Source organism: Peribacillus sp. NPDC097675, from assembly GCF_050277655.1.
GTDB lineage: Bacteria > Bacillota > Bacilli > Bacillales > DSM-1321 > Peribacillus.
Genome location: NZ_JBNNSK010000009.1, coordinates 181,407 through 196,132, shown reverse-complemented (window position 1 = coordinate 196,132; position 14,726 = coordinate 181,407). Strand labels below are relative to the sequence as shown.

At 40.1% G+C, this 14,726-nt stretch carries 14 protein-coding genes; all 14 read left to right on the top strand.

Annotated elements, in window-relative coordinates; translation table 11 throughout:
- The first annotated feature begins 8 nt into the window (after nt 1-8).
- Nucleotides 9-1,361 (top strand): aspartate aminotransferase family protein, encoded by a 1,353-nt coding sequence (locus ACQKL5_RS14935; protein WP_427609673.1) that lies wholly within the window; start codon nt 9-11, stop codon nt 1,359-1,361.
- Between the two features lie 17 nt (nt 1,362-1,378).
- Nucleotides 1,379-2,092 (top strand): CoA transferase subunit A, encoded by a 714-nt coding sequence (locus ACQKL5_RS14930; RefSeq protein WP_427609672.1) that lies wholly within the window; start codon nt 1,379-1,381, stop codon nt 2,090-2,092.
- Nucleotides 2,059-2,724, top strand: a complete 666-nt coding sequence (locus ACQKL5_RS14925; RefSeq protein ID WP_427609671.1) for a 3-oxoacid CoA-transferase subunit B — start codon at nt 2,059-2,061, stop codon at nt 2,722-2,724. The genes ACQKL5_RS14930 and ACQKL5_RS14925 overlap by 34 nt, the downstream gene beginning before the upstream one ends.
- 16 nt (nt 2,725-2,740) lie before the next feature.
- Nucleotides 2,741-4,009 carry a peptidase gene (locus tag ACQKL5_RS14920; RefSeq protein ID WP_427609670.1) on the top strand — a complete coding sequence of 423 codons (1,269 nt, stop codon included), beginning with the start codon at nt 2,741-2,743 and terminating at the stop codon, nt 4,007-4,009.
- Nucleotides 4,010-4,094: 85 nt separating this feature from the next.
- Nucleotides 4,095-4,937, top strand: a complete 843-nt coding sequence (gene ablB / locus ACQKL5_RS14915) for a putative beta-lysine N-acetyltransferase (RefSeq protein WP_427609669.1) — start codon at nt 4,095-4,097, stop codon at nt 4,935-4,937.
- Nucleotides 4,938-5,036: 99 nt separating this feature from the next.
- On the top strand, nt 5,037-6,404 hold the full coding sequence (locus tag ACQKL5_RS14910; RefSeq protein WP_427609668.1) for a sigma-54 interaction domain-containing protein: 1,368 nt from the start codon (nt 5,037-5,039) through the stop codon (nt 6,402-6,404).
- Nucleotides 6,405-6,516: 112 nt separating this feature from the next.
- Entirely contained in the window at nt 6,517-7,941 is a 1,425-nt protein-coding gene (gene ablA, locus ACQKL5_RS14905) for a lysine 2,3-aminomutase (protein WP_427609667.1), read from the top strand.
- A gap of 6 nt (nt 7,942-7,947) precedes the next feature.
- Nucleotides 7,948-8,220, top strand: coding sequence for a YokU family protein (locus ACQKL5_RS14900; RefSeq protein ID WP_427609724.1), 273 nt, complete (start codon nt 7,948-7,950; stop codon nt 8,218-8,220).
- A 516-nt stretch (nt 8,221-8,736) separates the two neighbouring features.
- Nucleotides 8,737-8,964, top strand: a complete 228-nt coding sequence (locus ACQKL5_RS14895; protein ID WP_427609666.1) for a YozE family protein — start codon at nt 8,737-8,739, stop codon at nt 8,962-8,964.
- A gap of 27 nt (nt 8,965-8,991) precedes the next feature.
- The gene (locus tag ACQKL5_RS14890; protein WP_427609665.1) at nt 8,992-10,755 is read left to right on the top strand and encodes an ATP-binding protein; all 1,764 of its coding nucleotides are present in this window, start codon (nt 8,992-8,994) and stop codon (nt 10,753-10,755) included.
- A gap of 128 nt (nt 10,756-10,883) precedes the next feature.
- The gene (locus ACQKL5_RS14885) at nt 10,884-11,591 is read left to right on the top strand and encodes a hypothetical protein (RefSeq protein WP_427609664.1); all 708 of its coding nucleotides are present in this window, start codon (nt 10,884-10,886) and stop codon (nt 11,589-11,591) included.
- Between the two features lie 168 nt (nt 11,592-11,759).
- The gene (locus ACQKL5_RS14880; protein WP_402964827.1) at nt 11,760-11,930 is read left to right on the top strand and encodes a YozD family protein; all 171 of its coding nucleotides are present in this window, start codon (nt 11,760-11,762) and stop codon (nt 11,928-11,930) included.
- A gap of 232 nt (nt 11,931-12,162) precedes the next feature.
- On the top strand, nt 12,163-12,867 hold the full coding sequence (deoD, locus tag ACQKL5_RS14875) for a purine-nucleoside phosphorylase (protein ID WP_427609663.1): 705 nt from the start codon (nt 12,163-12,165) through the stop codon (nt 12,865-12,867).
- 189 nt (nt 12,868-13,056) lie between these two features.
- Complete coding sequence (locus tag ACQKL5_RS14870; RefSeq protein ID WP_427609662.1) at nt 13,057-14,541, top strand: S41 family peptidase; 1,485 nt, start codon at nt 13,057-13,059, stop codon at nt 14,539-14,541.
- Nucleotides 14,542-14,726 lie beyond the last annotated feature (185 nt).

The following is a 14,726-nucleotide window of genomic DNA, read 5'->3' as shown; positions in this document are numbered from 1 at the left end:
GTGGGGTTATGGAGCAGTCTTCATTGATAAAGCCGTTCCTCGGCGGCGCCTATCCGACTATTAGTCATGGGAAGGGAGTCTTTTTGTACGACAAAGAAGGGAAGGACTATCTCGATGCATCTTCTGGTGCTGTAACTTCAAACATTGGCCATGGGGTGCAGGAAGTTGCAGACGCCATGGCCCGCCAGGCAAATCAAGTATCCTTTGTGTATCGATCTCAGTTTACGAGTGAAGCCGCAGAGGAACTTGCCCAAAAAATAACCGATTTTACAAAAGGGGAACTCATTTATAGTTTCTTCGTAAATAGTGGTTCAGAAGCGACTGAAACCGCGTTGAAGATAGCCATCCAACATTGGCAGGAAAAAGGGCAACCCAAGAAACAAAAAATCATTTCCAGATGGATGAGCTACCATGGCATCACGATTGGCGCTCTTTCAATGTCTGGTCATCCGTTACGTAGAGAGCGGTTTACCGCCTTACTTGAATCATACCCTTCTGTTGCTCCTCCCTATTGTTACCGCTGTCCGTATAATTTAGATCATCGTACATGTGGAATGGCTTGTGCTTTGGACTTAGAAGCATCAATCAGGCGCATAGGCGCCGATAATATAGCGGCATTTATAGCAGAGCCGGTAATCGGGGCTGCAGGTGCAGCCATCGTTCCGCCTGATGGTTATTATCAAAAAATTAAGGCAATCTGTGAAGAACATGACATCCTATTCATTGCTGATGAGGTCATGACTGGATTCGGCCGTACAGGAAAGATGCTCGCTTTGGAACATTGGGGGGTAGAGCCGGATATCATTACATTTGGAAAAGGAATAAGCGGGGGGTATACTCCTATCGCTGCCACTGTTGTGACAAAAAAAGTATTGGAACCCATTTTGAATGGATCCCGTTCAATCATGGGAGGGCATACGCTTAGTGCCAATCCGTTGTCGTGTGCCATAGCGCTTGCCGTTTTGAGATATATAGAGGTAAACAATCTGGTTGAACGCTCTGCCAAGAGCGGGAAGGAACTAATCATCGGATTAACAGAGCTTGCTAAGAAGTACTCTTTTATTGGAGATTTGCGCGGTATGGGCCTATTAATTGGAATGGAATTTGTCCAGGATAAGAAAACGAAGACCCCCTTTCCAAAAACGATGGATGTGACAAATGAAATCATAAAGGCTGGCATGGAAAATGGAATTATATTATACCCTGCGGCAGCGGGACTTGATGGCATAGATGGTGCTGCCATCATCATATCTCCGCCGTTAACCATCACGAAGGATGAATGCACTGAACTGCTAAGAAGAATGGACTCTACGCTCCTTCAATTCAAAGAACAGATCCTGCCAGGATCTCCGTCGTCTTAATAAGGATGTGAGCTGGTATGTATGAAAACTCATTCAATAAAATTTGTAATTTTGAAGATGTTGCCCATTTCTTTAAAGATGGGCAATCCATTCTTTTTGGCGGGTTCGGGGGCATAGGCACCCCCCCGGGACTCATCAACTTAATTTTGGAGACGGGTGTACAAAACTTAACTTTAATCGGAAATGATACGGGGTTTCCGGATATCGGAATCGGGAAGCTTGTGACGAATAAACGCGCAAAGAAAATCATTGCTTCACATATAGGTTCCAATCCCAATGCTGGTCTTTTCATGAATAATGGGGAGCTGGAAGTGGAGTTTTCCCCGCAAGGGACGCTCGTCGAACGCATCCGTGCCGGGGGAATGGGCCTTGGGGGGATTTTAACCGATATCGGCCTGGATAACGGTACCGTCTCTAAAGATAAACAAACGGTAATAATTGCCGGTAAAAAGTACCTTATTGAACCTGCCTTGACTGCCGATATCGCCATAGTTTACGCAGAAACGGCAGATCCTTATGGCAACTTGGTATTTGATAAAAGTGCTCGAAATACGAATCCTCTTGTAGCGACTGCAGGACAAATCACGATGGTCGAAGTTATAGAAATCGTCCCGCTAGGTTCCCTGGATCCAGAGAGAATCATTGTTCCTGGTGCTTTTGTAGATTATATCATTCCATCAAAAGGAGTCGATTGGAAATGGGTTTGGGAGCCGAAGCCAGGAATCGATTAGCCAAAAGAGCAGCTGTTGAAATCAGTGATGGCATGTTGGTCAACTTAGGGATTGGGATTCCATCATTAGTGCCGAATCATCTAAGGGCTGATCATCGCGTGATGTTTCATGCTGAAAATGGAATAGTTGGAATGGGCAGTACGCCTGCAATGGGCCTGGAAGATGCACATCTTTGTAATGCAGGTGGCCTTCCGATAACAATCAGAGAAGGGGCATCATTTTGCGATAGTACGATTGCCTTCGGCATGATTCGTCGTGGCCGGGTGGATGTTACGATTCTGGGTGCTCTGCAAGTGAGTGAATATGGTGATCTGGCTAATTGGATTGTGCCTGGAAAGAGGGTGCCCGGAATGGGCGGGGCAATGGAACTTGCTGCAAAGGCGAAAAAGGTCATTGTCTTAATGGAGTATGGTGACAGAAATGGCATATCTAAATTAGTGAAGGAATGTACTTTGCCATTAACGGCCAAACGATGTGTACATATGGTCATCACGGAGCTTGGCGTGTTTTCTGTTACTCCAGAAGGTCTCCTCTTAACTGATTTATTCTCTTCAACGACTATAGAAGAAGTCAAAAATAGAACAGAAGCTTATGTTCAAGTGTCCAGTGACCTTTGTATTTTAAACGAATGAGCGAGGAGGATATGGTATGTATGAAGAGAAAATCAGTATGTGGTTGAAGGAGCATAGAAATGATGGAATAAAATTACTACAAAAATTAGTGCAGGAACCAAGCAAACGAGGGCAGGAAGGGAGTGCACAAGCCATTGTAGTCGAAAAGTGCCGACAGATAGGTCTTGATATCGATCTATGGGAGATTGGGGATGGTGAATTACGAAATCATCCCCATTTTTATTGCGATCGTAAAGATTTTAAAGGGAATCCAAACCTTGTCGCAGTGAGGAAGGGAAGTGGTGGTGGTAAATCGCTTATTTTGAATGGCCATATAGATGTGGTTCCTGAAGGTGATATATCAGCGTGGCACGATGATCCATTTAGCGGAAAGGTAGAGAACGGGAAAGTGTATGGGCGGGGAACGACGGATATGAAAGGCGGGAATGTTTCTTTGTTATTGGCGCTCGAATCTATCGTTGAAACGGGCATACGATTAAAGGGTGATGTGATATTTCAAAGTGTAATTGAAGAGGAAAGTGGGGGCGCGGGTTCGCTCGCCGCAGTATTGAGGGGATATCAAGCGGATGGAGCAATTATTCCAGAACCGACGAATATGAAATTATTCCCGTTACAACAAGGATCGATGTGGTTTCGATTGAAAATTAAAGGGAAATCAGCACATGGAGGTACTCGCTATGAGGGACTAAGTGCAATAGATAAAGCTTATAGTGTGATGGAGGAAATGAAGAAACTTGAACAGGAGCGTAACGAGAAGATGGATCATCCACTTTATCGTAACATTCCGATTCCCATCCCGATAAATATTGGGAGCATCCAAAGTGGGAATTGGCCTTCCTCTGTGCCGGATACTGCCATTATAGAGGGCAGATTTGGCGTTTCCCCAATGGAAACGATGGAAGCGGCACAGCTCTCTTTGAAAAACCGGATTGACGCTCTGAACCATACAGACAAGTGGTTCAAGGAAAAACCGATAGAATTGGAGTGGTTCGGGGCTAGGTGGCTGCCGGGATGCCTTGAAATAAATCATCCATTAATGCAAGCCCTTTCAACGCAATATGAAAAAGTGATGGGTGAACAGCCGGATATTGAAGCTTCCCCATGGGGAACAGATGGAGGGTACCTATCCACGGTCGGGTCGATTCCCGTAGTGGTGTTCGGACCAGGAGAAACGAAATTGGCACATGACGCCAATGAATATATCGAAGTGGATAGAATAATCGAAACAGCCGAGATCATTGCTTTGACTATATTAGAATGGTGTGGAGTTGAGGGACAAAGGTAAAAGATTCCCGGCTCCGGGTCTGATCCGTAAATAGGGTTAGGCCCTTTATTACAATGATTTGAAAGCGACGAAAGGAGAGAGTTGGATGGACATCGTTGAAGAAAGGTTACAATTATCACGTTCTACATTACATATTACCTTGGATCGTTTTAATAAGCGGGTACGGGTTGATGATTATCTAGGAAACTTACAAGAGTGCATAGATGAATCCTTAAAAGTGGCAGAAAAAATATCGGCGGAGAAAATCATCTTCAAGGCACGAAAAGAAAATGTACCTGAGTTATTGGGACGAGGTTTTTTATATGAGGGAAGCATCGATAAGTTCTTCTTAGGAAGTGATTGTTATTTCCTCGTTAAATACACCAACGTTGAGCGGAGAAACAGTTCCTATTGGGTAAAAGAGGACCAAATTCTCGCTAGTGTGCAGAGACTTCCTTTAAAAGTGGGGCTAGATGCTCCCCCACCCACCTATCATGGAAGGAAGGCACTGGAAACGGATGCTGTGATGCTTGCCAGATTGTACCGCACAGTGTTCGAAGTATACCCAACACCGATGAATGATCCTTTATATGTAAAGAAGTGCATGGAAAGTGGAACGGTCTTTTATATCTTCGAACATGAAGGAGTAATCGTGAGTGCGGCATCTGCTGAAATAAATGATTTATACCATAATGCAGAAATTACGGATTGTGCGACACTGCCTGAATACCGGCAGTATGGTTTAATGAAGCACTTGATTGAGAAGCTTGAAAGATACCTTATCTCGCATGGGGTTTATTGCATCTATTCAATCGCACGCTCCCTCTCATTTGGAATGAATGCAGCTCTGCATCAACATGGTTATCGTTATCGAGGGCGGTTAGCTAATAATTGTTTTATTTTTGACAAAATGGAAGATATGAACGTATGGGTGAAGAATGATACCTGAATGCCCGTTTTTAGGCGGATTTTTGACAAGTTTTCGGCATTGTTTCATATACATGAAATAAGGAACTAAGAGAGGGGGGAGACATTGATAAGTGAACGTTTGAATACAAATGAGGTCTTAGAAGCAATTCTAGCATGCATAGATGAGGGAATTCATGTCATTGATCCAAAAGGTCAAACTATCTTTTATAATGAAGTGGCAGCTAACCATGATGGAATGAAGGTAGGGGAAGTGCTGGGAAAACCATTGCTTGAAGCGTTTCCTTCCTTAACCCATAAATCTTCAACCTTGTTGCGTGTGATCCAATTAGAAAAGCCCATCTACCACCACAAGCAGTCGTATGTGAATGCACATGGCAGAATTATAGAAACATTCAATACAACTCTCCCTATTTATGTAGATGGTTTTATTATGGGCGCAATAGAAATTGCGAAAGATTATTCGAGCTTGAAACAACTATCTGAAAGATTAGCAGATTTGGAAGGCTCCCTTAAAACGAGTACAGGCAAAGAAAAAAAAGCAATGACAAATGGGACCTTATATACCTTCGCTGATATTCTAACCCAGGACACTGCGTTTAAGGAGTTGATTACACTAGGGAAAAAGGCCGCTCGGTCATCATCTTCTGTTTTAGTATATGGTGAAAGTGGAGTCGGAAAGGAACTTTTCATTCAAAGTATTCATCAAAACTCTAATAGGCGAAATGAGCCGTTTATTGCTCAAAATTGTGCGGCACTTCCTGAAAATCTATTGGACTCGCTATTATTCGGCACCTCGAAAGGTAGTTATACGGGAGCGGTTGAGCGTCAAGGGTTATTTGAACTGGCGAATGGAGGGACTTTATTTCTTGATGAATTGCAATCGATGCCAATCGATTTACAGGCTAAGCTGCTACGGGTGCTGGAGGATGGTTTTGTTAGGAGGATAGGGGGAGCCAAGAGCATTCAAGTGGATGTGAGAATCATGACTGCGATGAATGTTAACCCGAAGACGGCTGTTGCAGAAAAGAAACTTCGTGACGATCTATTTTATCGCTTACATGTTTTAAGCTATGAGCTACCCCCACTAAGAAATCGTCCAGCTGATATTTTATTGCTGACAAATCATTTTATTTCATACTTTAATCAGAAATTAAATCAATCGATTAGTGGTGTCGATGACGAGACGAAAGCAGTCTTACATACCTATCAATGGCCAGGTAACGTAAGGGAGCTCAAGCATACCGTTGAGTACATGATGATTCATACCGAAAAGGAAGTTTTGACAATAGACGATTTGCCTCCGTTTCTAAAACATAGCACGGATTCTGATAGGAAGATCTTACCTTTGCGCGAGGCCATGAAGAAGATGGAAACAAAATTGATATCCGAGGCGCTTTTGCAAACCGATGGGAATGTCTTTCAAGCATCGAAACTTTTGAACATCCCAAGGCAGACTCTCCAATATAAAATCAAAAAACATATATGAACGGTAAAAAATCCGGGCTACCGGATTTTTTACCGTTCATATTTTAGTTTGTGGGCAATTTTGGCACCCTACTTGCATTAAATACTACTATCAAGACTTAGGAGGTATCATTATGTTATTTGACTTATACAAACCAGACCGTAATTGGAAAGATATAGAGCTATGGAAAGATGTTACAGATGAACAATGGAACAACTGGTTATGGCAGTTGACAAATACCATACGAAATGTGGATGATTTGAAGAAAGTAATCGATCTTACCCCTGATGAAGAGGAAGGGGTAAGGATCTCCACAAAAACGATTCCATTAAATATCACCCCCTATTATGCTTCACTCATGAATAAAGAAGACCCAAGGTGTCCCATAAGGATGCAGTCTGTTCCAATCTCGGAAGAAATGCATAAAACCAAATATGACATGGAAGACCCCCTACATGAAGATGAAGATTCACCAGTACCGGGATTGACTCACCGCTACCCAGACCGTGTCCTATTTTTGGTGACGAACCAGTGCTCCATGTATTGCCGGTATTGTACGAGGAGACGTTTTTCAGGCCAAATTGGTATGGGCGTCCCCAAAAAACAATTAGATGCAGCAATCAATTATATAAGAGATACCCCAGTGGTCCGGGATGTACTTATTTCTGGTGGAGATGGGTTATTGATTAACGATACCATCCTAGAATACATCTTGAAAAACTTAAGGGAAATCCCCCATGTGGAAATAATCAGGATTGGAACGCGGGCTCCTGTTGTTTTTCCCCAGCGAATCACTGATAACCTGTGTGCGATTTTAAAGAAATATCACCCGGTTTGGTTAAATACGCACTTCAATACGTCAATAGAGATTACGGAAGAATCCAAGAAAGCGTGTGAGATGTTGGTCGATGCCGGTGTGCCGGTTGGCAATCAAGCAGTGATACTAGCTGGCATTAACGATAGTGTACCGATCATGAAGAAGCTAATGCATGATCTTGTCAAGATTCGTGTTCGCCCTTATTATATTTATCAATGCGATTTGTCGGAAGGAATAGGTCATTTCCGCGCCCCTATATCAAAAGGCATCGAAATCATTGAAGGCTTACGCGGTCACACATCCGGTTATGCAGTACCAACATTCGTTGTTGATGCACCTGGTGGGGGAGGGAAAATCACTTTACAACCAAATTACATCCTCTCTCAATCCCCAACCAAGACCGTTTTACGGAATTTTGAAGGCGTAATCACAACCTATCCTGAACCGGAGCGATATACACCAGGACTTGCAGACGATTACTTCAATGGGGTTTATCCCGATGTGGAAGCAAAGCAGTCAGATTCGGGGATATCCGGGCTGATGAACGACAAACAATTCAATTTAGTACCAGAAGGTCTTAAGCGGATGAACCGCCGTGAAAAATATGTTACCAACCCAGAACATGCCTCCCTAAAAAACCAGCGCGAAAAACGTGATCAGCTAAAAGAAAAGAAATTTCAGGCACAGCAAATAAAAAACCTAACGCCCCAACAGGAAAAGGAAAAGGAAGAGGGTGAGTAAGTGAAAATGTGTCCATGGTGTGAAACAGGAAAACTATCTTCGATAACAGGAACGGTTTATTGGGAATTACCGGATGGTACGAGAGCAGTTGAGATTACCGAAACACCATCATCCTATTGTGAAAATTGTCATGCTCTTTTTCAAGATGACCAGATTGTGAAGGAAATTGAAGACCAGTTGTTTTTAATCGATACGAAACAGCTAGAAAAGCAGACCACGTATGAAGAATTATTAAAAATGAAGCGAATGCTGAAACGAAATTATTTTGATTTTTCATAGGATGAGTAAACCTATAAAAAATTAAAACGATAATATATGACAAAACATCTTTCTGATCAAAGGATTGGATAGGTGTTTTTTTTTGCATCCATCAAAGATAAAACCGGCAAAATAGACTGATAATAAGGATCGTTGTGGTTTCTAAAGAAATAGCCACTCGAAGAAAGGTGGGTTGTCTAAAATTGTAACAGACGAGAAATTGTACAATATTTAGGCATAAAGTGTAGGAAAAAGGGAATATAAAAGGGAACTTTTTTATGCGGACCCAAATTTAATGTTCTTTAATACAAGCCTTTAGCTTGGAGAACCAATTAGGTTTCCGGTATGAGACATAAAAGGAATCTAAAATAAATGAGAAAACTTTTATCTACGCCCTAAGATTTGAACTATTTAAAAAACAAAATTCATGATAAAGTATCGAAGTGGATTATATAGTCTAAAGGGATAGGTAGACGAAAGCGTTAGTTTCCGATATATTAGGATTTAAATCATAGTATTTTGATAAGGGGGCTCAACATGAGACCATTTTACTTATTTTTAATGAAATATCGGCAGCCCAAGGAAATTGACGATATTATAAAATTTGCCAATTACGCCTATGAGGATCACAGTTTTCCTAAGCAATCGGATGACTATCATGAAGTGAGCAGTTACTTGGAGTTGAATGGTGATTATTTAGATAGCATGACTATATTTGATCAATTATGGGATCAATATGTCCAAATAGAAGAAGGACTGCTATAGAGAATCAGGGATAGGGGGAGCCGAAGGATGTTTAAAAGCCTTCAAGCCCGAATTTTGTTTTATTCTTTAATTATTTCAAGCTTACCTGTTTTGATATTGGGAATGATTTCTTATGAATCACAACGTTCCTTGCTTGCTAAAGAAGCAAAGAATGTACTGAATTCAGGTTCTCTTAATATCGTAAATGAAATGTATAGTTATATGAATGAACGAATTAGTGATGTTAATTTATTGAGTGGAAATTCGATATTGATCAATCCTGAATCTTCTACAGAAGAGAAGACTGATGAATTGAAGAGATTCACAGATGCAAAAGAACAATATTATGGTGCCGTGTATGTGGATTTGGAAGGAAGGGTCGTGGCTGATACTTCCAATAAAATGATTGGGGCCAATTTAGCTGATAGAATATGGTTCAAAGAAAGCCTAAAGGGTCAAGGATTTCTTTCAGACGTTTATAAAACGAAAGCATTTTCTGAACCGATTATAGCTTTAAGTGCACCGGTGAACGATCGTAAGGGAGAAATGATCGGTATTGTGTCTCCAGCCTTTCGGTTGTCAGGTCTTTGGGAAATGATGGAGAAAAAGGCCAATGACATTAGTGAAAAATACCCTGTGAACTTCTACATGATTAATCAGGATGGAGTCATGATTTCCAAAAACGATCCACACGGTGTACAAGAGAGCTCAACATTAGAGGATATGGGTCTTACAAAAGAACAGTTATTGGAATCCGCTAAATCAGAGGACTTATTTAGTGCGGAAAATGGCGAAAAAATATACTCCATACAGTATGTACATACAATTGCCCAAACGGAAAATAAATGGTTTGTGGTGGTGGGCGCTGATAAAAAGCAGGTATATCAGCCGTTAAACGATCTCTTGTCTCGCTATCTATCCATATACACAATTGTGCTTGCATCCATCATTTTAGGTGTTTATTTACTTACAAGTTCTCTGGTGAAACCTGTACATGATCTTGTGGAAGCCACTGAAGATTTCGTTCAGGGAAAAGAGTTCGTTGTTTCAAATAAAAAAAGCTTTGAAGAAATGGAGAAGTTGAACCACGCTTTTCAAAGGATGATGGATACGATAAAGGATAGGGAACGGGAAATTGTTCGTACCGAGAAATTAAAATATGTCGGACAGCTGGCTGCAGGAGTGGCACATGAAATTAGGAATCCATTGACGACAATCAGAGGTTTTCTCCAACTGTTGAAGAGTCAGGATTATGAAAAAGAGCTAATCGAGAAGTATAGTGAAGTTATGCTTGGGGAAGTGGACCGGGTAAATATTTTTGTTACTCAATTACTGGATTTAGCTAAACCTCACCAACTTGAATTGGAGAATTTGGACTTAAAAGATTTCATTGATGATCTTGTGGTCGTCTATACCACTTCTAATCTAAATTCTAATGTAACGATTGTTCATTCATTGACAGAGCCTGTATATACATATTCTGATAAAAACAGGTTACGCCAAGTTATTCTTAATGTCCTGAATAATTCCTGCGAATCCATCGAGTCAAAAGGAAAGATAGACATAACAGTCGAGGTCGCTTCTCATTATGTTCAGTTGAAAATTCGAGACAATGGGAAAGGAATTAAACCTGAAGATTTAAAGAATATTGGAATGCCCTTTTATACGACAAAGACAAAAGGAAATGGTTTGGGAGTGGCTACATGCATCCAAATCATGGACGAACTGAAAGGCAAGTTTCAAATTGATAGTATATATGGACAAGGTACAGAAGTGATCTTGACGATTCCGACAACAAACCGTCTCATTTAAAGAGGCGGTTTGTTTGCATTACCCATCTAAATGAGTAAAATGCCCCCTCTTTTCTATTAACCACCTTGTTTGTTCATGCATATAATTTACTAATCAAACGATAAGGACCATATTGGGGGATGTCTCTTATGGGCAAGAAAAACCAGCCGAAATTCAAATTAGGCGATACAGTCGTAATTATAATGTATGGGACAGTCGGGAATATAACCGATATAAAATATCTCGAGGGTTCTTATGTGTATGAAGTAAATTACAGTGAAGGCCTATATATTGAAAAAACTCTAGAGTCAATTACTGAGTACGAAGGAGAAATCCTGTATCAACAGGAACAAATTGATATTGAATATAAATATATTATCGGTGATTTAGTCCAGGTCGATGGGTATGAGTATGATTATTTTAAGATAATAGGCTATCGAACAGAGATTTGGCGCTATAAAGAGAATGCCTGGGAAGATGTGATATATGAATTATCACGTATCTCCGACGGGGAATGGCTGGAAGCGCACGAAGAAGAGTTGACGTTAATAGCCGACGCCAAACGAGCAGATGCAATCATTCAAAAATTAGGGCTGATACTACCTAAAAAGAATAACGAGCTTACTATCATTGCTAAAAAAAACAACCCTGGTAAAGGTGAGCGAGATATGACTATGACAAAAAATGAAAAAAAGGAAATGATTGATGGACTGTTAGACTTATATAATGACTATTGTAAGCTTTTTAATCAATTTGGCGATGATGAATATCAACATATCATGAAAATAGCGCTTGATAAAATTGAGAAAGCCGCCGAAGAAATGTATCCAGGTCATAAAAAAGAACATACGAAATAAAAGGGCTGTCTCAATGAAAATTTATACATGTAGTACTTGCCAATGCAGTGTTAAGGCTAATGAAGAATTCAATTAATAAAGTAGGTTCAAAAAGGTTATGGTAGAAAATGGACTACTGGAATATTTATGACGGTACATTCATACACCTTTAATTAAGGGGGCGATGATTTGCGAGAAATTGAGGTTTTTATTGATACAGAGGAGATAGCTGAATTCTTTTTCCAAGAATTGTTGAAGCGGGGCTATCTTCCAAAAGAATCTGAAGTTGAAGATCTTGCTGACATCACATTCGAATACCTTCTTGAAAAATGTATTATTGATGAAGAAGTCGATGAGTGATGTATCATCTATCAATGGGCGTTTTCCTGGCCATTACTCCTTAAAACAACAAAAAAAGACGGCGGATTTCCGCCGTTTTGTTGCGGTCTTACCATAAATCAAGAGATGAAACATCCTCTTTTCTTTCTTTCTACGTTTAAACAAAGAAGTTCTGTTTTCCTTACAAGGGGTTGGTATGTTATAGTAATTGGGAATGTCATTTCAACCACTAGTCAAGGAGGGAATTTTAATAATGAGCGTACATATTGGTGCTAAAGAAAATGAAATAGCTGAAACGGTTTTGCTTCCTGGGGATCCGTTACGTGCAAAATATATTGCAGAAACATTTTTAGAGGATGCTAAACTATACAATGAAGTTAGAAACATGTTTGGCTATACAGGTACATATAAAGGGAAACGTATTTCCGTTCAAGGTACAGGAATGGGAGTCCCTTCTATTTCAATCTATGTTAATGAACTGATGAGTAGTTACAATGTACAAAAACTTATCCGTGTCGGTACTGCAGGGGCCATTCAAAAAGATGTGAAGGTCAGGGATGTAATCCTGGCAATGAGTGCATCAACAGATTCACAAATGAACCGGATGACATTCGGTGGCGTGGATTATGCTCCTACAGCGGATTTTGATTTGCTTAAAAATGCATATGATGCGGGATTGATGAAAGGCTTGCAATTAAAGGTTGGTAACGTGTTTACGGCAGATCAATTTTACAATGATAATAGCGAATTAGAAAAGTGGGCCAAGTACCAAATCCTTGCTATAGAAATGGAATCGGCTGCATTATATACGCTCGCTGCTAAGTTTGGTCGTAAAGCACTTTCTGTTTTAACGATTTCCGATCATCTGTTAACAGGTGAGGAAACTACCTCCGAAGAGCGCCAAACAACATTTAACGAGATGATTGAGGTATCTTTAGAAGCAGCCATTAAAGATTGACTATAAGCAGTAACTAATTACGGGTAACCAGGATTAAATAAGACTAAGATCGTTATTTAGTTTTTTATTTAATCCTTGGTGTCCGTATTTTTTGCACTTACATAGAATGCATTTACATAAAATTTGATAACTTAAGTTTTTCGAATTGCAAAAAAGCTGTTAAAATAGGTTGTATTAGTTTATATTGTCATGAAGAATGAAAGTGGTGAAGCTTCAGTGGAAGAAGAAAATCGACAACAGCCTAAAGATGAAGGAAAATTTGTAAAAATAAAGAAGTTTACGTTTATTATGGGTATTTTCTTACTCATATTTTTAACCGCAGGAATTACTACTATTGCGCTGACCTTTGGAGATGAAAAAGTAGAGTCATTAGCACCGAATAATCATTCTGAATTTGAAAAGTTGTTTGCTACATACGATACGATAAAAGGTAATTACTATCAAGAAATCGATGAGAACAAACTGGTGGATGGAGCAATAAATGGGATGATTGAATCATTGGATGATCCTTATTCCACTTATATGGATGAGAAGGAAGCATCAAGTTTTCACGAGAGTATCTCATCTTCCTTTGAAGGAATCGGTGCCGAGATTCAAGAAAAGGATGGGCAAATCATGGTGGTCTCCCCAATTAAAGGATCACCAGCTGAAAAAGCAGGCGTCAGGCCTAATGACATCATACTTAGTGTCAATGGCAAAAGCCTTGAGGGTTTAAGCTCATCGGAAGCTGTTTTGAAAATTAGAGGTAAAAAAGGAACGAAAGTAGAGCTTTCCATCTCAAGAGCCGGTGGTAAGGAACCGATTTCCTTAGCCATTAAGCGTGATACTATTCCGATTGAAACGGTTTATTCGGATATGCTGGAGGATGGAATCGCCAAAGTCCAGGTTACAAGTTTTTCTGAGCATACGGTTGAAGAGTTAAATAAAGCTCTGGAAGATATGAATAAAAAAGAAATGAAAGGCCTTATATTGGACTTGCGTGGCAACCCTGGTGGATTGCTTGACCAAGCCATAGCGATGGCAAACTTATTTATCCCGAATGGAGAAGTAATTCTTCAGGTCGAGGATCGAAATGGAAAAAAAGAAGTTTATAAATCGCAAAATAATGGAGAAATGAAATTACCTGTGGTCGTGTTGATTGATGATGGTAGTGCCAGTGCATCTGAAATCGTTGCTGCGGCTGTAAGTGAATCGGCGGATATTCAGTTAATAGGGACAAAGTCATTTGGGAAAGGTACTGTACAAAAAGCCGAAGACTTTAAGGATGGTTCCAATTTTAAATATACTGCACAAAAATGGTTGACTCCAGAAGGTAATTGGATCCATAAAAAAGGAATACAGCCAGATATCAAAGTGAAACTTCCTGAATATGCTACTCTTCCATATATCTCGCCGGACAAAGTGTTGAAAGTGTCTGATTCATCGAGTGAAGTGGAAGCTGCTGAAAAAATGCTGAAAGTAGCTGGTTATAAACCGGGAAAAGTAGATAAGTACTTTGATGAAGATACAAAATTAGCAGTCAAAGAATTCCAACGCGATCATAAAATCAAAGAGACAGGTGTCATTAAAGACGACACAACAGTTAAATTGATGGAAGTTATCAGGGATAAAATCCTTAAAAATGATACTCAAGTGAAAAAAGCGGTGGAAGTTTTAAAAAAGGAAATTAAATAGTCTGTTTTACAATGGCCTGTCAGCAGTTATCGCTGACAGGCCATTTTTTTGGGGAACGAATTATATTTAAGGAAGGCTTGAGGAATAGTTATTCAGATATCTACCAAAATAAACCTCGCCAGAATAAATATAAAGAAAATAAAACAGACTTCATTAAAAAGTCTGTTTTGACGTATCGGTTTACA